The organism is Alkalihalobacterium sp. APHAB7 (assembly GCF_048323755.1).
Lineage (GTDB): Bacteria > Bacillota > Bacilli > Bacillales > Bacillaceae_F > Alkalihalobacterium.
Window position 1 is genome coordinate 160,585 of the sequence record NZ_JBLWFS010000003.1, and the last position, 17,926, is coordinate 178,510.

The 17,926-nt window shown below is 38.0% G+C and carries 20 protein-coding genes; all 20 read left to right on the forward strand.

From position 1 onward, the window contains the following. The first annotated feature begins 233 nt into the window (after nucleotides 1-233). The 20 genes from smc (at nucleotide 234) to dprA (ending at nucleotide 17,917) form a co-directional block, all read left to right on the forward strand. Nucleotides 234-3,800, forward strand: coding sequence for a chromosome segregation protein SMC (smc, locus tag ACNSTQ_RS04835; RefSeq protein WP_418198716.1), 3,567 nt, complete (start codon nucleotides 234-236; stop codon nucleotides 3,798-3,800). A gap of 14 nt (nucleotides 3,801-3,814) precedes the next feature. After that, entirely contained in the window at nucleotides 3,815-4,816 is a 1,002-nt protein-coding gene (gene ftsY, locus ACNSTQ_RS04840) for a signal recognition particle-docking protein FtsY (RefSeq protein ID WP_418198717.1), read from the forward strand. 107 nt (nucleotides 4,817-4,923) lie between these two features. Beyond that, the gene (locus tag ACNSTQ_RS04845; RefSeq protein WP_418198718.1) at nucleotides 4,924-5,256 is read left to right on the forward strand and encodes a putative DNA-binding protein; all 333 of its coding nucleotides are present in this window, start codon (nucleotides 4,924-4,926) and stop codon (nucleotides 5,254-5,256) included. Nucleotides 5,257-5,269: 13 nt separating this feature from the next. Continuing rightward, on the forward strand, nucleotides 5,270-6,616 hold the full coding sequence (ffh, locus tag ACNSTQ_RS04850; protein ID WP_418198719.1) for a signal recognition particle protein: 1,347 nt from the start codon (nucleotides 5,270-5,272) through the stop codon (nucleotides 6,614-6,616). Nucleotides 6,617-6,705: 89 nt separating this feature from the next. Then, nucleotides 6,706-6,978 carry a 30S ribosomal protein S16 gene (gene rpsP / locus ACNSTQ_RS04855; protein WP_216828013.1) on the forward strand — a complete coding sequence of 91 codons (273 nt, stop codon included), beginning with the start codon at nucleotides 6,706-6,708 and terminating at the stop codon, nucleotides 6,976-6,978. Nucleotides 6,979-7,047: 69 nt separating this feature from the next. Next, entirely contained in the window at nucleotides 7,048-7,290 is a 243-nt protein-coding gene (locus tag ACNSTQ_RS04860; RefSeq protein ID WP_216828097.1) for a KH domain-containing protein, read from the forward strand. A 95-nt stretch (nucleotides 7,291-7,385) separates the two neighbouring features. Beyond that, nucleotides 7,386-7,784, forward strand: a complete 399-nt coding sequence (locus tag ACNSTQ_RS04865; RefSeq protein ID WP_418198720.1) for a YlqD family protein — start codon at nucleotides 7,386-7,388, stop codon at nucleotides 7,782-7,784. 7 nt (nucleotides 7,785-7,791) lie between these two features. Next, on the forward strand, nucleotides 7,792-8,310 hold the full coding sequence (gene rimM / locus ACNSTQ_RS04870; protein WP_418198721.1) for a ribosome maturation factor RimM: 519 nt from the start codon (nucleotides 7,792-7,794) through the stop codon (nucleotides 8,308-8,310). Beyond that, nucleotides 8,311-8,991: a tRNA (guanosine(37)-N1)-methyltransferase TrmD gene (gene trmD / locus ACNSTQ_RS04875; protein WP_418198722.1), complete on the forward strand. Its 681-nt coding sequence runs from the start codon at nucleotides 8,311-8,313 to the stop codon at nucleotides 8,989-8,991. A 151-nt stretch (nucleotides 8,992-9,142) separates the two neighbouring features. Continuing rightward, complete coding sequence (gene rplS, locus ACNSTQ_RS04880; protein ID WP_275117615.1) at nucleotides 9,143-9,487, forward strand: 50S ribosomal protein L19; 345 nt, start codon at nucleotides 9,143-9,145, stop codon at nucleotides 9,485-9,487. 125 nt (nucleotides 9,488-9,612) lie between these two features. Then, nucleotides 9,613-10,164, forward strand: a complete 552-nt coding sequence (gene lepB / locus ACNSTQ_RS04885; RefSeq protein ID WP_418198723.1) for a signal peptidase I — start codon at nucleotides 9,613-9,615, stop codon at nucleotides 10,162-10,164. 8 nt (nucleotides 10,165-10,172) lie between these two features. After that, the gene (gene ylqF, locus ACNSTQ_RS04890) at nucleotides 10,173-11,027 is read left to right on the forward strand and encodes a ribosome biogenesis GTPase YlqF (RefSeq protein ID WP_418198724.1); all 855 of its coding nucleotides are present in this window, start codon (nucleotides 10,173-10,175) and stop codon (nucleotides 11,025-11,027) included. A 254-nt stretch (nucleotides 11,028-11,281) separates the two neighbouring features. Continuing rightward, nucleotides 11,282-12,061, forward strand: coding sequence for a ribonuclease HII (locus tag ACNSTQ_RS04895; protein ID WP_418198725.1), 780 nt, complete (start codon nucleotides 11,282-11,284; stop codon nucleotides 12,059-12,061). A 25-nt stretch (nucleotides 12,062-12,086) separates the two neighbouring features. Continuing rightward, entirely contained in the window at nucleotides 12,087-13,856 is a 1,770-nt protein-coding gene (locus ACNSTQ_RS04900; protein WP_418198726.1) for a hypothetical protein, read from the forward strand. Continuing rightward, a complete protein-coding gene (locus ACNSTQ_RS04905) occupies nucleotides 13,853-14,155 on the forward strand; it encodes an EscU/YscU/HrcU family type III secretion system export apparatus switch protein (RefSeq protein WP_418198727.1) in 303 nt (100 codons plus the stop codon). The genes ACNSTQ_RS04900 and ACNSTQ_RS04905 overlap by 4 nt, the downstream gene beginning before the upstream one ends. 70 nt (nucleotides 14,156-14,225) lie before the next feature. Continuing rightward, entirely contained in the window at nucleotides 14,226-14,411 is a 186-nt protein-coding gene (locus ACNSTQ_RS04910) for a small, acid-soluble spore protein, alpha/beta type (protein ID WP_418198728.1), read from the forward strand. Further along, entirely contained in the window at nucleotides 14,411-14,710 is a 300-nt protein-coding gene (locus tag ACNSTQ_RS04915; RefSeq protein WP_418198729.1) for a hypothetical protein, read from the forward strand. Before ACNSTQ_RS04910 ends, ACNSTQ_RS04915 begins: the two co-directional genes overlap by 1 nt. 168 nt (nucleotides 14,711-14,878) lie before the next feature. Further along, a complete protein-coding gene (sucC, locus tag ACNSTQ_RS04920) occupies nucleotides 14,879-16,039 on the forward strand; it encodes an ADP-forming succinate--CoA ligase subunit beta (protein WP_275117607.1) in 1,161 nt (386 codons plus the stop codon). 18 nt (nucleotides 16,040-16,057) lie between these two features. After that, nucleotides 16,058-16,966: a succinate--CoA ligase subunit alpha gene (gene sucD / locus ACNSTQ_RS04925; RefSeq protein ID WP_418198730.1), complete on the forward strand. Its 909-nt coding sequence runs from the start codon at nucleotides 16,058-16,060 to the stop codon at nucleotides 16,964-16,966. Nucleotides 16,967-17,041: 75 nt separating this feature from the next. Then, on the forward strand, nucleotides 17,042-17,917 hold the full coding sequence (dprA, locus tag ACNSTQ_RS04930; RefSeq protein WP_418198731.1) for a DNA-processing protein DprA: 876 nt from the start codon (nucleotides 17,042-17,044) through the stop codon (nucleotides 17,915-17,917). Nucleotides 17,918-17,926 lie beyond the last annotated feature (9 nt).

Sequence of the window (17,926 nt, forward strand, 5' to 3'; positions counted from 1 at the left end):
ATAGGAACGAAGAGTGTAATACTTGAGGAAACAATTTTTTCATAGACTTTTTGAACATCATCCATTAGTGGTATGATAAAATAGGAAAGTTGTTGTTTTTTTATACTAGGTTGTGTGAAAGCACATCGTTATCGTGGTTAATATAATATTCGTGTTACTAGTATACGAAAAGAATGAAGGCTAGCCCGTACATAGGATGGTCAGTCAAGTTTATTGAATTGAGGGGGATGAGCATGTTCCTCAAGCGTTTCGAGGTCATGGGTTTTAAGTCATTCGCAGATCGGATGACAGTTGAATTCGACTCAGGAGTTACAGCAGTAGTCGGCCCAAATGGAAGTGGAAAAAGTAATATATCTGATGGAATCCGTTGGGTACTTGGTGAACAATCGGCTAAATCTTTACGTGGTTCAAAGATGGAAGATATTATCTTTGCCGGTAGTGATACGAGAAAGCCATTGAATTTTGCAGAAATTACGTTAGTTCTTGATAATCAAGATCAGCATTTAGCGATAGATTATACTGAAGTTAGTGTGACAAGACGAGTGTATCGTTCTGGAGAAAGTGAGTACCAACTTAACAAACAAACATGCAGATTAAAAGATATAGTAGATTTATTCATGGATTCTGGTCTTGGTAAGGAAGCTTTTTCGATTATTGGACAAGGAAAAGTTGAAGAAATATTAAGTAGTAAAGCCGAAGATCGTCGCGTTATTTTTGAAGAAGCTGCGGGTGTATTAAAGTATAAAACCCGGAAGCTGAAGGCAGAGAAAAAACTTTGGGAAACACAAGAAAATTTAAACCGTGTGGAAGACATTCTACACGAATTAGAAGGACAGATTGAGCCACTACGTATACAATCTTCCATTGCTAAAGATTACTTGCAGAAAAAAGAAGAACTAAAAGAAGTCGAAGTTGCGCTTATGGTTTATGAAATAACGGATCTTCATGAAAAGTGGACGAAAGTACAGGAGCAATTGCAATCGTTAGAGCAACGTCGTGATGAGCTTTTATATAGTATTAAAGAAAAAGAGACAACTACTGAGAAACTGCAATCCGAGATGCGTCAACTTGATACGTCTTTAAATGAACTTCAGGACGACTTACTTCAAGCAAGTCAAGCGCTAGAAAAAAGTGAAGGCCAGAAGGAAGTTTTAAAAGAGCGAAAAAAGAATTTTCATTATAATCGTGACCAACTTCTAAAAACCGTTAGTGAGCTTAAAGAAAAAAAGCAGCTTCTTGATAAAACTTTAGCAAGTGAAAAAGAAACACTTCGTAAATTGGAAAGAGATTATCAAACAAATACAACAGAATTGTTAGATCATCAAGAACGGTTAGTGCTAGCCCAAGAAGATCTTGAGGGTGAGCTTGATCGTCTAAAATCGGATTACATCGAAATTGTGAATGAGCAAGCGTCGATACGTAATGAAATTCGTTATTTAGAAGATCAGGTTGGTGGTACGAAACGGAAAAAGAAAATACTAGTTGACGATAATGACCAACTTCTACAATTAAGAAAACAAGTGTTAGACAAGAAAGAAGAGTATGAACTACTTGTTCATACCCGACAAAAAGAACTTCATGAAAAAGTAGATCAGTTTCGAGTGTTAGAAGCAAAAAATGAAAAATTAAATAAAGAGTATGATACAAGACAATCTCAACTCTATGAAGCGTTTCGTTTAATTCAACAAGTGAAGTCTAGAAAAGATGTTATTGAAGAAATGCAAGCTGATTTTTCAGGCTTCTTCCAAGGAGTTAAAGAAATTTTAAAAGCACGAGACAAAAATCTACAAGGAATTGTAGGTGCGATAGCAGAATTAATAAACGTTCCAAAGCAGTATGAAACAGCAATTGAAATTGCCCTAGGAGGCGCAACTCAACATGTAGTGGTAGAAACAGAAGGAGCTGCTAGACAAGCTATTACCTTTTTAAAAAAGAATGGGTTTGGTCGAGCGACATTTTTACCATTACCTGTTATTAAAGCGCGGACAGTTAGAGGGGACCTTATTCAGCAAATTAATAGCCATGAGGCATTTGTCGGGATTGCTTCTCAATTAATAGGGTATGACGGGCGTTATAATCAAGTTCTTGGTAACCTTCTAGGACAAGTTATTATTGCAAAAAATCTAGAAGGTGCTAATGATTTGGCGAGGAAAATTGGCTATAGCTATCGTATAGTAACCCTAGACGGAGATGTAGTTAACCCTGGAGGTTCGATGACTGGTGGTGCTATTAAGCAAAAGTCAACCCCGTTGTTAGGGCGCCAGAGAGAACTAGAAGACTTAACAGAAAAGCTTAGTGGGATGGAAGAAAAAACAATTAAGCTTGAAAAATATGTTAAGGAGCTTAAGCAGCAGTTGCAACAAAACGAAACCATGTTGCAACAACAAAGAGAAGAGGGTGAAACTGCCCGTGAACTAGAACGTGAAGCAAGAAATCTTTTACGTGAAGTTGAATTAGAAGAGAAAAGCGTCAATGATAGACTGGCTTTATTTGACCGAGAGCAAGCGATGCTAACAAAAGATGAGGACGCAGCGGTACGTCGATTAGAGGCGTTATCTACAGAATTAAAGCAGTCGACAGCAACAACTGCTCTTCTTGAAAGTCAAGTCAAAGAAATTGAAGCGAAACAAAAGCTGCAACAATCTTCTAAAGAAACGATGCAAGATGAATTAACGGACTTAAAGGTCCATATTGCCAAAGAAGAAGAACGATTGGCAAATCAGCGAGATAAAGTAGAACGCTTAGTATATGAGGTTGAAGAATTAACCATAGTGTTAAAAGATAATGAAGAACAGTACTGGCTACTTGAAAATGAAATGAGTGACAGTACAAATGGTGAAGGTCATCTAGAGGTAAAAATAGAAGCCAGTCGAAAGAAGAAAGACGATACGATTACTATCATAAGTAAAATACGTCAGGATCGAACAGAGAAACAGCAGTCACTAGATGACCTAGAAGCAATGTTAAAAATTGAAAAAGGTCATTTGAAGCTAGTGCTTGATGAGTTGCATCAATTTGAGGTTCAAAAAAACCGCTATGATGTTCAGTTAGATCACCGTTTATCACATCTCCGTGAAGAATATGAGCTAAGTTACGAAGCGGCTCAAAAGGAACATCCACTGTCGATGCCAGTTGAAGAAGCTAAGACAAAAGTAAAGCTTATAAAATTAGCCATTGAAGAGTTAGGGACAGTGAATTTAGGTGCGATTGAAGAATATGATCGTGTAAGTGAGCGCCATCAATTTTTACATGAACAAAAAGAAGATTTAGTGATGGCTAAAGAAAACCTCTTTAATGTTATTATGGAAATGGATGAAGAAATGACCAAACGCTTCAAGGAAACGTTTGACCAAATAAGTGCTCATTTTAAAGTTGTATTTAAGCAGTTGTTTGGCGGTGGACAGGCTGACCTAGTATTAACCAATCCTGAACAGCTTTTAACGACTGGAGTGGAAATTATGGCGAGACCACCAGGAAAAAAACTTCAAAATCTTGCCCTGCTGTCCGGTGGTGAGCGAGCATTAACAGCGATTGCTTTGTTATTTTCTATTCTTAAAGTTAGACCTGTACCGTTTTGTGTACTAGACGAAGTTGAAGCAGCTTTAGATGAAGCGAATGTTAATCGATTTGCCTCATACTTAAAAGCATTTAGTGGGCAAACACAATTTATCGTTATTACTCATCGAAAAGGAACAATGGAAGAGGCAGATGTCCTCTATGGAGTAACGATGCAAGAGTCAGGTGTGTCAAAACTTGTTTCCGTAAAACTAGAAGATACAAAAGAATTAGTTGAAAGCTAAAAGGAGGAATTAACATGAGTTTTTTTAAGAAATTAAAAGAAAAGATTACAGGTCAAACAGAAACAGTAACGGAAAAGTTTAAAACTGGTTTAGAAAAAACGCGTGATTCATTCGTTGGTAAAATGAATGAATTAGTTGCGCGTTACCGTAAAGTAGATGAAGATTTTTTTGAAGAACTAGAAGAATTACTAATTAGCTCAGACGTAGGTGTCGCAACGGTTATGGAATTAATTGATGACCTAAAAAATGAAGTTCGTCTTCGTAACATTAAAGATACTTCAGAAATTCAACCTGTCATCTCAGAAAAGTTAGCAGAACTTTTACAAAAAGATGAGGAAGATGTGTCACTTAATATTCAAGATGGGGCAATGACAATTATCTTATTCGTTGGAGTCAATGGGGTAGGTAAAACGACGACAATTGGTAAAATGGCTCATATGTTCAAGGAACAAGGGAAATCGGTTCTCTTAGCTGCAGGTGACACTTTCCGAGCAGGAGCTATAGAACAGCTCGAAGTTTGGGGAGAGCGGGTAGGTGTTGATGTGATTAAACAACAAGCGGGAAGTGACCCAGCCGCTGTTATGTTTGACGCCGTTCAAGCTGCAAAATCAAGAAAGGCGGATGTTTTATTATGTGATACAGCAGGTCGACTGCAAAATAAAGTTAATTTAATGAAAGAGTTAGAGAAAGTAAAACGTGTTATCGAAAGGGAAGTACCGAACGCGCCACATGAAGTTCTTCTTGTACTTGACGCGACAACAGGTCAAAATGCAATGAGCCAGGCAAAACAGTTCAGTGATACAACGGATGTCAGCGGTATTGTTTTAACAAAGCTTGATGGAACAGCTAAAGGTGGAATTGTTCTCGCGATCCGTCATGAATTAGATATTCCTGTGAAGTTTGTTGGTTTAGGCGAAAAAATGGATGATTTACAACCATTTAATGCAGAGCAGTTTGTCTATGGACTTTTCAAAGATGTATTAGAAGAAAAGCTAGAAGAAGAGGAAAACCAGTAAGTTGTAGTTAGAATTTAGTCATTCAAGAAAAAAACTTGACACTCATTTTCTTTTCGTGTAGTATGATCTCTTGTAAAGGGAATTCACTTAACAAGGGGATGGTCCGTTTGCTCGATAAAACATTAAGGATGAACTACTTATTTGACTTCTATCAGTCCTTACTTACATCTAAGCAACGACAATATATGGAACTCTATTATTTAGATGACTTCTCCCTAGGTGAAATTGCCGAAGAATATGAGATTAGCCGTCAAGCCGTCTATGATAACATAAAACGGACGGAGGCAATGCTAGAGGAATATGAAGCCAAACTATCGCTTTTCGAAAAATTCGAGCAGCGTTCCAACTATATTGCGAAATTAAAATCGGCAATCTTAGAACCAGAAGCGACTCCTGAAGAGATCATGAGCGTCATCGAAGCTCTTGAAAAATTAGAGTAGGAGGCGACGGCCAATGGCATTTGAAGGTTTAGCGGAACGACTGCAAAGTACGATGCAGAAAATCCGTGGTAAAGGAAAAGTATCTGAAGCTGATGTAAAAGAAATGATGCGAGAAGTTCGACTTGCATTATTAGAAGCGGACGTTAACTTTAAAGTAGTAAAAGAATTTATTGCACGTGTAAAAGAACGTGCTGTCGGACAAGAAGTACTACAAAGCTTAACTCCTGGTCAACAAGTTATTAAAGTTGTTAATGAAGAATTGACGGCCTTAATGGGAGGAGAGCAAAGTAAAATTGCAGTTGCTAATAAACCGCCGACGGTTGTTATGATGGTTGGTTTACAAGGTGCTGGTAAAACAACAACCACTGCAAAGTTAGCCAACCACTTACGAAAGAAACATAACCGTACTCCGATGCTAGTAGCTGCCGACATTTACCGTCCAGCAGCCATTAAGCAGTTGGAAACGCTCGGAAAACAGCTTAATATGCCGGTGTTTTCACTCGGTGATCAAGTAAGCCCAGTTCAAATTGCTGAAGAAGCTATTAAGAAAGCGAAAGAAGAGCATAATGACTATGTCATCATCGATACAGCGGGTCGTCTTCATATTGACGAAGAGTTGATGGATGAATTAAAACAGGTTAAAGAAATTGCTAAGCCTGATGAAATTCTCCTCGTTGTGGATGCAATGACGGGCCAAGATGCAGTTAATGTTGCTGAAAGCTTTAACGAACAATTAGACATTACGGGTGTTGTTTTAACGAAGCTTGATGGGGATACGCGTGGTGGTGCTGCATTATCAGTTAAGTCAGTAACAAATACACCAATTAAGTTTGCGGGTATGGGTGAAAAAGTTGATCAACTAGAACCATTCCACCCGGAACGAATGGCTTCAAGAATTCTTGGTATGGGTGATGTTTTAACTTTAATCGAGAAAGCACAAGCAAACGTTGATGAAGAGAAAGCGCGGGAGCTTGAAAGAAAAATGAGAACGATGGACTTTACGTTTGACGATTTTCTTGAGCAGCTCGACCAAGTTAAAAGCATGGGACCACTAGATGAAATTCTAGGTATGATGCCAGGGATGAATAAAGTTAAGGGTATGAAAAATCTACAAGTCGATGATAAGCAAATTGGACGTGTAGAAGCGATTGTCCGTTCAATGACAAAGCAAGAAAAGAAAGATCCTAGTGTCATTAATGCTAGTCGTCGCAGAAGAATTGCTAAAGGAAGTGGGACGTCAATACAAGACGTGAACCGACTATTAAAGCAGTTTGAAGATATGAAAAAGATGATGAAGCAAATGACGAATATGGGTAAAGGGAAGAAAAAAGGGAAAATGCCTTTTAAATTCCCATTCTAAAGTCGTTTTTCATTTTTTCCTAGTTGCAAGCTAGTGAAAATTACTATAATATAAATTATTGTGTTAAATTATTTGGAGGTGTACAACGAATGGCAGTTAAAATTCGTTTAAAACGTATGGGTTCTAAAAAAGCCCCATTTTATCGTGTAGTAGTAGCAGATTCTCGCGCACCGCGTGATGGACGTTTCATTGAGGAGATCGGTACTTACAATCCGTTAACTCAACCAGCAAAAGTAGAAATTAAAGAAGAGAAAGCTCTAGACTGGATGTTAAAAGGTGCTAAGCCATCTGATACAGTTCGTAACCTTTTCTCTAAAGCTGGTTTAATGGAAAAGCTACACAACGAAAAAAACAGCAAGTAATCAGCATTTATAATATGTGTTCAAAATTTGAGCAACTTTATTATGTCTGAAGAAACGAAAGGGAATGCAATGAAAGAGTTAGTTGAACATATTGCAAAAGCTCTTGTTGACCATCCCGAAAGAGTTCATGTCACAGAAACGACTGACAACCAATCTGTTCACCTTGCATTGTCAGTTCATCCTGACGATATGGGCAAAGTCATTGGAAAGCAAGGGCGCATAGCCAAAGCTATTCGCTCTGTCGTTCATGCGGCTGCTACGAATACAAATAAGCGTGTCCGCATTGATATTGTTGACGAAGTAAAAGGGTAGAGGGAAACCTCGCCCTTTTATTTTTGTATAAGCTTCTATACAATAGAAGGTATACTAGTGAGAAAATTGTGTTTTTCTATTAGACGAGGTGAACTATGAAAGTAATTAAGTCAGTTGCCATTAAGCAAGTATTAACCGAAAAAAGAAAAGATCAACTGTTAAATGAACTCCACTTCGAAAAAGAACAAGCGGTTAAAGAACTAGAACAACTCAAGTTTCAATTACATAAAAAAATAAAGCAACATACAAGTCATGAACAAAACCATACTTTAAGGAGTAATTTCCAAAAAGAAATTAAGCAGCGTGAAGAAAAATTAAGGGGTATCGACTTTAAAGTTCATCAGCTTAATAAATTGGAGATTGGAACGGAACTTCGTGATGGTACGGTTGAATCGATTTGTGAAGTAAAGATCGGTGATAATTGGGATGATATTTTTTCAGAAGCAGAAATTATAATTAAGGACGGCATTGTTCACGAAATAAGAAAAGGATGAAACGATTATGACAAATTGGTTTAAAGTAGGAAAAATAGTGAATACACATGGAATTCGTGGCGAACTACGTATAATTTCAACAACAGATTTTGAAGAAGAGCGATATGCTCCCGGGTCAGAGCTATACATTGAACATCCTGACTTCAGGGAAATGCTCCCTGTTATTGTGGAGTCTCACCGTAAGCATAAAAACTTCGATTTATTAATATTTAAAGGATATACGAACATTAGTCAAGTTGAGAAATTTAAAGGTGGCACTTTAAAAGTATCTGAAGATGCGTTAGGTGAATTAGATGAGGGTGAATTTTATTACCATGAAGTTATCGGTTGTCAAGTTTACACAAATGATGGTATGGAACTTGGCAAAATAAAAGAAGTTCTTTCACCAGGAGCAAATGATGTATGGGTGATACAATCTAAGGCTGGTGGAAAAGATATATTAATACCATACATTGATGATGTCGTAAAAGAAGTGAATGTCGCTGAAAAGAAAGTTACAATCGAATTACTTGAGGGGTTAATTTAAGTGAAGGTTGATATACTGACATTATTTCCAGAAATGTTTACTGGTGTATTTGGTTCTTCCATTCTAAAGCATGCTGCAGAAAAAGGACAAGTTACCTATAATGTTGTCGATTTTCGGAATTACGCAGAAAATAAACATAGAAAAGTCGATGACTATCCATATGGTGGTGGAGCAGGGATGGTCTTAATGCCTCAACCTATTTTCGATGCGGTTGAAGATTTAGTTAAAGATAAACAGACAAAGCCTAGAGTGGTTCTTCTCTGTCCCCAAGGTAAACGCTACACACAAAAAAAAGCTGAAGAACTGGCAAAGGAAGAGCACCTCATTTTAGTGTGTGGTCATTATGAAGGTTTTGATGAACGTATTCGTGAACATCTCGTCACTGATGAAATTTCGATTGGTGATTATGTCCTAACGGGTGGCGAGCTTGGTGCTATGGTCATTACGGATAGTGTTACACGGTTATTGCCAGGTGTGTTAGGGAATGAAACGAGTGCTGTAACTGACTCGTTTTCTATAGGTCTACTAGAGCATCCACATTATACAAGGCCTGCCGATTTTAGGGGTATGAAAGTACCGGATGTCTTGTTATCTGGTCATCATGAAAATATTAAAAAATGGCGTCACGAACAATCAATAGAACGGACGAAGAAGCGCCGTCCGGACATGTTAAATGACTAGCTTATAATTTTAAAGGAAAACTTTCTCTATCTTCTTGTTCTGAAGAAAGAAATATGTTATTATATTCGTTGTGGCTAAGGCCCGTGATTACGATGTTCCGCTGCAGAAGAAAGACTGTTATGAGCATCTTGGATGGAAGGAGGGGAATAGGATGAGCAATATTATCCGTGAAATCGCAAAAGAACAACTACGCACTGATCTTCCAGCGTTCCGTCCTGGAGACACTTTACGTGTACACGTTAAAGTTGTTGAGGGTAACCGTGAGCGTATTCAGGTGTTTGAAGGTGTAGTAATCAAGCGCCGTGGAACAAGTGTCAGCGAAACTTTTACTGTACGTAAAATTTCTTATGGCGTAGGTGTTGAGCGTACATTCCCATTACATTCACCGAAAATCGATTCGATTGAAGTGAAGCGTCGCGGTAAGGTACGTCGTGCCAAACTATATTACCTACGTGCACTACGTGGTAAAGCAGCGCGTATTAAAGAAATTCGATAATTGTATGAAAAAAGAAAGGGGCTTGGTTATCAAGCTCCTTTTTTTACACTAGTTGTGATATGATCTAAAGTAGGGAAGATCTCAATTCCTCATAATAGATAACTTTATATTGTGGAGGATGATTTATGAATTTCGGAAAAAGCGAAACGTACGAGTGGATAAAAGCAGTATTAATTGCGTTACTTTTAGCTGTTCTTATTCGCTATTTCTTATTTGCACCGATCGTTGTTGAAGGAGAATCGATGGTTCCTACTTTGCATCATAGTGACCGTATGATTGTTAATAAAATAGGGTATACCATTGGAGAACCTGATCGTTTTGATATTATTGTTTTTCATGCAAGTGAAGAAAGTGACTACATAAAACGCGTAATTGGTTTACCAGGCGATACAGTTGAATTTATTGATGATACACTTCACATAAACGGCATGGCTTATGAAGAGCCTTATTTAGAAGAATTAAAACAAGAGCTTAATGGTGCAACCCTTACATATGATTTTACTTTAGACGAAGTGACTAGCTCTGTCGTTGTTCCTGATGGATATCTTTTCGTTATGGGGGATAACAGACGAAGAAGCTTAGACAGCCGTGATATTGGATTTATCTCATATGAAGAGGTAGTAGGAAAGGCTAATTTTGTTTTTTGGCCATTTACAGATATTCGAATAGCAAAGTAGGTGTTAACGTGACGATACAGTGGTTTCCAGGTCATATGGCAAAAGCACGTCGAGAAGTAACGGAAAAGCTGAAGCTGATTGATGTCGTCATCGAGCTTCTTGATGCACGTGTCCCGATGTCATCAAGAAATCCAATGATAGATGAAATCGTTGCTCACAAGCCGCGATTGGTTTTGTTAAACAAAGCTGATTTAGCTGATCAAAGAGTAACGGATGAATGGAAAAATTTCTTTACAAAACAAGATGTAAAGGTCCTATCCATCGATAGTCAATCCGGTAAAGGAGTTTCGGCGATTAGCCCAAGTTGTAAAGAACTTGCAACTCCCTTACTGGAAAAAATGAAAGCACGTGGAATGAAACCAAGAGCGATTCGTGCAATGATTTTAGGTATACCTAATGTCGGCAAAAGCACTTTAATCAACCGCCTTGCTGTTAAAAAGATTGCTAAGACTGGAGATCGCCCAGGTGTAACGAAACAGCAACAATGGATTAAAGTAGGTAACGAAATGGAGCTTTTAGATACACCGGGAATACTATGGCCTAAATTTGAGGACCAAGCGATCGGTTTTCGTTTAGCAGCTACAGGTGCTATAAAAGACGAATTACTTGATTTTCAAGATGTAGCCTTGTTTGTACTCAATTATCTTAAAGAACGTTATGAAGGCCAAGTAAAAGAGCGTTTTAAGCTAGATGAAATCCCACCAGAAGGACTCCAGCTGTTTGACGAAATTGGTAAAAAACGTGGGTTCTTACAAAGCGGTGGATATATTGATTACGATAAAACAGCAGAGGTCATCCTACGTGAGTTACGTTCTGGAAAATTAGGTAGAATTACTTTAGAGACGCCTAAGGAATATCTCTAAATTTAGTGTTCGCGCAGCGCAGTTGGTCTTCGATACGACCACCTGCGTTTTTTTTATAGAGTATAAAATTCTAAGGTGTCTAGCTCCAGCACTTGTCGCCGATAAGCCAGGCGCCTTGCGCTTTTTTTGTGTCAATAGAAGCAGTGTACCTCAACATAGAACCAAAATAAATACTTCCACAATGCTAGTACTAGTAAAAACAAAAAAGAATTTGACCGATATAATAAGTAAGACATTAGAGGAGAAACGTGATTATGAGCCAACTAACAATTAAACAAGTTGAACAATTACTTTTTAAAGATGAAACTGAGCTTTCTGAGGAACTTTTTACGAAGATTAAGACAGATGACCGAAAAGGCGTACAAAAGTTAGTTAATCGATATGAAAAGCAACTGCAAAAAGAAAAGCAACTACGTGATATGTTTATAGATATGAGCTCTTATGAGGTTGATCTAAGAAACAAAGGTATAGAATGGATTGCAGGTATTGATGAAGTGGGGCGAGGTCCGTTAGCAGGTCCTGTTGTTTGTTGTGCAGTTATTTTGCCGAAAGACTTTTATTTACCAGGACTTACTGACTCGAAAAAGCTATCGAAAGAAAAACGAGAGAGTTTTTATAATGTAATCTTGCAAGAAGCGGTTTCTGTCCATACTAGTATTATTTCAGCTGCTGTTATTGATAAAGTAAATATTTATGAAGCAACTAAACTAGGAATGAAAGAGGCGATAGAAGGTTTAACAGTAAAACCGCAGCACTTGCTTATAGATGCTATGAAACTTTCAATTCCAATTCCACAAACATCAATCATTAAGGGTGATGCAACAAGTATATCGATCGCGGCAAGTTCTGTTGTTGCAAAAGTAACGAGAGATCGATATATGGAGGAGTTAGGTGAAACCTACCCTGATTACGGATTTGAGCGGCATATGGGGTATGGGACAAAAGAGCATCTGCAAGCCATAGAAAGATACGGAATTATTCTGGAAGAGCATCGTATGAGTTTTAGCCCAGTAAAAGAGAGTATAGCAAAATAGTAAATGTGAAGGGAGGATGTACGTTTTGTTTAGTATAATTCAAGAAACAACCCAGAAAACAACGATAAGAAAACCTCAAACACTGCATCTTTCCCAAGGTCAACTGTTTCAAGGGAGAGTTCTAAAATTTTTTCCAAATCACTTGGCATCCCTTCAATTAGGAAATATGACTGTAACGGCAAAACTCGAAGTACCTCTTACTGCTGGACAAAAATATTGGTTAGAAGTTGTTCGTGCAGAAGGGGTACCACAGCTCAAAATTCTTGACGATAATGCTGTAAGGCGAGATGGCCAGCAAACACAAGCTCAAGTACTTCAACAGTTAGGTTTACCTGCTAACAAAGTTAATGATTTATTAATTCGCCATTTGGCCACTGAACAAATTCCTTTTACTAAAGAAGTTTTTGAAAAAGGGGCTCAATTATTACAACGAACAGGGCTTACGAATAAAGAGGGGTTACACATTTTATCGACATTGCTTCATAGAAACTTGCCACTCACACTAGAAAGTTTTTATGCAATGCGAGCCATGGAGCGTACGCCTGGGCCATTATTACACCAGATTACAGAACTTCAGGGACAGCTTCAAACGATGCAAAAAGAACACCCTTCATTAAGATCTTTTATGAATGGAATCGAGGCTGTTATGAAAGAAACACAAATTGATGAGGGGAAACATCCAGTACTTCAACTACTACACTCAGCTTCGTCACAATCGGTTTCAAAAGACTTGAGAGAAGGAGCCGTGCAGCTTTTACAAAGGACAGGTATATTGGGTGGAAATGTTTCAACAGATCAGTTATTTGAAAACTTTAAGGCACAGTTGATGGATCCCTCTAACCGCCAGACGGTCAGTAAGTTATGGCCGTTTTTATTGCAAAATGGCACAGGAGGCATCCCACTTGAATCTTTAGATGGTAAAACTCTGTTCCAACTACTATATTCACGTCTAGACCAACCTCTAACAAAACCGGAACAACAACAACAATTCCAATTGCTGCTGCAATTATTTTCGAATAACACGAATGCGCAAACTGTAACGAATAACCTCTTTAATTTACAGAGTACATTCGTTCAGTTATCTGCTCAAGAAAGAGAGGCTTTATCACATCTCTGGAATCAATCTGTACAAAACGAACAGCAGGGTGAACGTTCATCTATTGCTAACCAGCTTATTCGAATTGTTAATGGATTAGGGTACTCACAAGAAAGAGAACTTTTACAATTCTTTCAAGGACAAAATAGCGCTAATGAAAATAGTCAAGGAGAACGCCTTAAAGGTTTATTATTACAGCTCAATCAAATTCATCTCCCAAAGACGATGAAGGATAAAGTAGAATCAGTTATTTATCGAATTACAGGGCAACAGTTAATTGCACAAGAACAACAGGGACCTATTCAACAAACAGCATTGCAAGTGCCACTTCAATTGGGAGAATGGCTAACCGAGCTTACGGTTCAATGGGAAGGGAAAAGAAAAGCTGATGGAAAAATTGACCCTGACCATTGTCGTATTCTTTTTTATTTAAATTTAGCGCAATTAAGAGAAACGGTAGTTGATGTTCAAATACAAAAAAAGATTATCTCCGTTCAAGTGTTCAATGAACATGAACGCCCAGTCATGTTGTTAAATGTACTTCAACCTTTATTAAAAAAGCAACTTTCCAAAATGGAATATACGTTATCTTCTGTAAATTGGATTCAATTCACAGAACAGCAGTTTAAAAAGGATACGTCTGCTCATAAGGCGTATACGCACAGAAACGGTTATGAAGGAGTTGATGTAAGAGTATGAGAAACGAAAAGAAACCTCAAACTGCAATCGCTCTTTCGTATAATGAAAAAATAGACGAAGCTCCTCGAGTTAAAGCAAAAGGAAAAGGCTTTGTTGCTGAAGAGATTATAGAACGTGCGAAGGCACATCATATACCCATTCAAGAGGACCCCTCATTAGTTGAACTATTAAGTCAATTAGAAATTAATGAAACAATCCCAACTGAATTATTTGAAGTCGTTGCTGAGTTGTTTGCTTTTATATACCGAATCGATAAAAACCACAATAACGATAGCGGGATTAATGATGAAAAGCCATAAAGTTAAGTAAATTCTCATGGTTTAATACACGTTGGACATACTATGTGAAGATAATGAAAGGAGTGATACGATGCCCAAAAAGAATTTATTAGTCGTTCCTGAATGTGAGCAAATGCTTGAGAGCTATCGTGAAGAAATTGCCATGGAATTTGGAGTTCATCAAAGTGTTCAAGAAATGGATGCAGTAAGCCGAAGTATGACAAGAAAAGTGTTGGATCAAACAAAGAAAACAAATAGTATAGAGGATTGTGAATAATGGGGAAGGACAGAGAATTTAACCCTAACCCGAAAACGCCGTTGGATTATTGGGATGAAAATATTGATCCCGCGCAAATGTCAGGGGATCATTGGGTCGAAGAAGAGAATGCTCCAATCGAGAATAAAGGGTTTGCCGATCCTACGGAATGTGAAGTAGTGGAAGAAAAAATGACTCCGCCTGGAGCTATGTTCATGCATCCATCTATAAATGTAAGTTATGGTAATGATGGCTTAACAGGGACGAGACCAAAAAAAGAGAAAAAAACAAGAAAAAACGCGAATAAGAGTGAAAAATAAAGGAAATGTGTCTATTTTATTAAATTTTGGAGGGGGAACCCCTCCATAAAATTTTAAAAAATGTTAAAATAAAAAAGGAATTTGACAATTCATCACGAAATATCTGTATTGGACAGACTAGTTAGTCTCTCTTAATATGGATACAATTGATAGGAGGATGGAGAGAGAATGAATATCCACGAGTATCAAGGTAAAGAGCTTCTTCGCAAGTACGGAGTGGCAGTACCAAATGGAAAAGTGGCTTTTTCTGTAGAAGAAGCAGTAGAAGCTGCAAAAGAATTAGGTTCTAGCGTTTGTGTTGTTAAAGCACAAATCCATGCTGGTGGCCGTGGTAAAGCTGGCGGTGTCAAGGTTGCTAAAAATCTTGATGAGGTTCGTACATACGCACAAGATATCTTAGGGAAAGTTCTAGTTACTCATCAAACTGGTCCTGAGGGTAAAGAAGTAAAGCGCTTACTTATCGAAGAAGGTTGCGATATTCAAAAAGAATATTATGTTGGTCTTGTATTAGACCGTGCAACTTCTCGCATCGCTATGATGGCTTCTGAAGAAGGCGGAACTGAAATTGAAGAAGTTGCTGAAGCAACTCCAGAAAAAATCTTTAAAGAGTATATTGATCCTGCTGTAGGCTTACAAGGATTCCAAGCTCGAAGATTAGCATTTAATATTAATATCCCTAAAGAGTTAGTGAATCAAGCTGTTAAATTTATGATGGGCTTATATCAAGTATTTGCTGATAAAGATTGCTCAATCGCCGAAATCAACCCGCTTGTTACTACTGGAGACGGTAAAGTAATGGCACTTGATGCGAAATTAAACTTTGACTCTAATGCATTATATCGTCAGAAGGATATTTTAGAATATCGTGACTTAGACGAAGAAGATGTTAAAGAAATCGAAGCTTCTAAATATGACCTTAGCTATATCGCGTTAGATGGTAATATCGGTTGTATGGTTAATGGTGCTGGACTTGCTATGGCGACGATGGATATCATTAAGCACTACAATGGTGACCCTGCTAACTTCCTTGACGTTGGGGGCGGTGCTACTGCTGAAAAAGTTACAGAAGCATTTAAGATCATCCTTTCAGACCAAAATGTTAAAGGAATTTTCGTTAACATTTTCGGTGGAATTATGAAGTGTGACATCATTGCACAAGGTGTAGTAGAAGCTACAAAACAAGTAGGCTTAGAATTACCACTTGTTGTACGTCTTGAAGGAACAAACGTAGATAAAGGTAAGAAAATTCTTGAAGAGTCTGGTTTAAACATCACTTCAGCTGACTCTATGGCTGATGGTGCACAAAAAATCGTATCTCTAGTGAAATAGAAAGGCGGGACGTGGAGAATGAGTATCCTTATTAATAAAGATACAAAAGTTATTGTACAAGGGATTACTGGTGCTACTGGGTTATTCCATACACAACAAGCGATTGAATATGGTACAAACATTGTAGGTGGAGTTACACCAGGTAAAGGTGGAACTGAAATCGAAGGTGTTCCAGTATTTGATACAGTGGAACAAGCAGTTAAAGCAACAGGTGCTAATGCAACAGTTATTTATGTACCACCTGCATTTGCTGCAGATGCGATCATGGAAGCTGTAAACGCAGAGTTAGACTTAGCAATTTGTATCACTGAAGGAATTCCTGTAAACGATATGATTAAAGTTAAACGTTACATGGAAGGTAAGAAAACTCGTCTAATTGGACCAAACTGCCCTGGTGTTATTACGCCAGAAGAATGTAAGATTGGTATTATGCCAGGTTACATTCATAACAAAGGTCATGTAGGTGTAGTTTCTCGTTCTGGTACATTAACATATGAAGCTGTTCACCAACTTTCAACTAACGGAATTGGTCAATCTACAGCTGTTGGTATCGGTGGAGACCCTGTTAACGGAACAGACTTTATCGATGTACTAAACTTATTTAACGAAGACCCAGACACTTATGCAGTTATTATGATTGGTGAAATCGGTGGTACTGCAGAAGAAGAAGCTGCTGAGTGGGTTAAAGCTAATATGACTAAGCCTGTAGTTGGTTTCATTGGTGGGCAAACGGCACCTCCAGGAAAACGTATGGGGCATGCTGGTGCTATTATTTCTGGTGGTAAAGGTACTGCTGCTGAAAAAATTAAAACAATGGAAAGTTGCGGTATTAAAGTAGCGGAAACTCCATCTGTTATGGGTGAAACTCTAATCTCTGTTCTTAAAGAACAAGGACTTCTTGAAAAGTGTATCACTCATAAAAACTAATAAGCAAAAGAGGTTGACACAGGTTGTATGGTCAGCCTCTTTCTGTATACAATTTAATCGAATAAAGGTGATCCAATGGACGTAAGGAAAAAAAGGTTAATCCACTTGACTCACTGTAGAGGTGTAGGTTGGAAAACAATTGATTCTTTCATTCAACACGATCCTACATTGGCAATAATTTATAAGTACAAGCCTACTGACCTCATTCATTATTTTCGTATGAAAGAAAACTACGCAAATGCTTTTTACTTTGATGTTCATCACATAAATATCGACGAGATCATTCAAGACCTTTCACTCCAGCAAATCACTCCAATTACTCCATTTGATTTTTTATATCCTTCCCTTTTAAAAAACACTTATGATCCACCATGGGTACTTTATTGTAAAGGAGATCTGAAACTCTTAACATCATTCCATACACTCGCCGTCGTCGGTACGAGGTTCCCATCACAAATAGGATTAAAAAGTATAGATAAGCTCCTGCCTCCTATCATTAACGAAGGTTGGACGATTGTGAGTGGGCTTGCAGAAGGAATTGATACGAAAGCACATGAATTGACGATGAAGTTAAAAGGACAAACGATCGGTGTTCTCGGCTCAGGTCTTTTGCACGTATACCCGAAAAAAAATATACATCTAGCTCAACTTATGTCCAAAGAACAATTATTAATCTCTGAATACCCTCCTCATCAAAAACCACAAAGATGGCAGTTCCCAGAAAGAAATCGCATTATTAGCGGTCTAAGTCAAGGTATATTAGTCGTAGAAGCAAAAGAGAAAAGTGGGGCACTAATAACCGCTGATCAAGGGTTAGAACAAGGAAGAGAAATTTTCGCGGTACCAGGTTCGATTTTAGAAGAACGCTCAACTGGAACGAATTTTCTAATTCAAAACGGGGCTAAACTTGTGCTTAACTCTAGTGATATTTTAACTGAATTATCTTGCTAAATTTGGGTA

Excerpts from the sequence above, each read along its gene's own strand:
- smc (WP_418198716.1), top strand. The coding sequence starts at position 234 with ATGTTCCTCAAGCGTTTCGAGGTCATGGGTTTTAAGTCATTCGCAGAT.
- ftsY (WP_418198717.1), top strand. The coding sequence starts at position 3,815 with ATGAGTTTTTTTAAGAAATTAAAAGAAAAGATTACAGGTCAAACAGAA.
- ffh (WP_418198719.1), top strand. The coding sequence starts at position 5,270 with ATGGCATTTGAAGGTTTAGCGGAACGACTGCAAAGTACGATGCAGAAA.
- rpsP (WP_216828013.1), top strand. The coding sequence starts at position 6,706 with ATGGCAGTTAAAATTCGTTTAAAACGTATGGGTTCTAAAAAAGCCCCA.
- ACNSTQ_RS04860 (WP_216828097.1), top strand. The coding sequence starts at position 7,048 with ATGAAAGAGTTAGTTGAACATATTGCAAAAGCTCTTGTTGACCATCCC.
- ACNSTQ_RS04865 (WP_418198720.1), top strand. The coding sequence starts at position 7,386 with ATGAAAGTAATTAAGTCAGTTGCCATTAAGCAAGTATTAACCGAAAAA.
- rimM (WP_418198721.1), top strand. The coding sequence starts at position 7,792 with ATGACAAATTGGTTTAAAGTAGGAAAAATAGTGAATACACATGGAATT.
- rplS (WP_275117615.1), top strand. The coding sequence starts at position 9,143 with ATGAGCAATATTATCCGTGAAATCGCAAAAGAACAACTACGCACTGAT.
- lepB (WP_418198723.1), top strand. The coding sequence starts at position 9,613 with ATGAATTTCGGAAAAAGCGAAACGTACGAGTGGATAAAAGCAGTATTA.
- ACNSTQ_RS04895 (WP_418198725.1), top strand. The coding sequence starts at position 11,282 with ATGAGCCAACTAACAATTAAACAAGTTGAACAATTACTTTTTAAAGAT.
- ACNSTQ_RS04905 (WP_418198727.1), top strand. The coding sequence starts at position 13,853 with ATGAGAAACGAAAAGAAACCTCAAACTGCAATCGCTCTTTCGTATAAT.
- ACNSTQ_RS04910 (WP_418198728.1), top strand. The coding sequence starts at position 14,226 with ATGCCCAAAAAGAATTTATTAGTCGTTCCTGAATGTGAGCAAATGCTT.
- ACNSTQ_RS04915 (WP_418198729.1), top strand. The coding sequence starts at position 14,411 with ATGGGGAAGGACAGAGAATTTAACCCTAACCCGAAAACGCCGTTGGAT.
- sucC (WP_275117607.1), top strand. The coding sequence starts at position 14,879 with ATGAATATCCACGAGTATCAAGGTAAAGAGCTTCTTCGCAAGTACGGA.
- sucD (WP_418198730.1), top strand. The coding sequence starts at position 16,058 with ATGAGTATCCTTATTAATAAAGATACAAAAGTTATTGTACAAGGGATT.
- dprA (WP_418198731.1), top strand. The coding sequence starts at position 17,042 with ATGGACGTAAGGAAAAAAAGGTTAATCCACTTGACTCACTGTAGAGGT.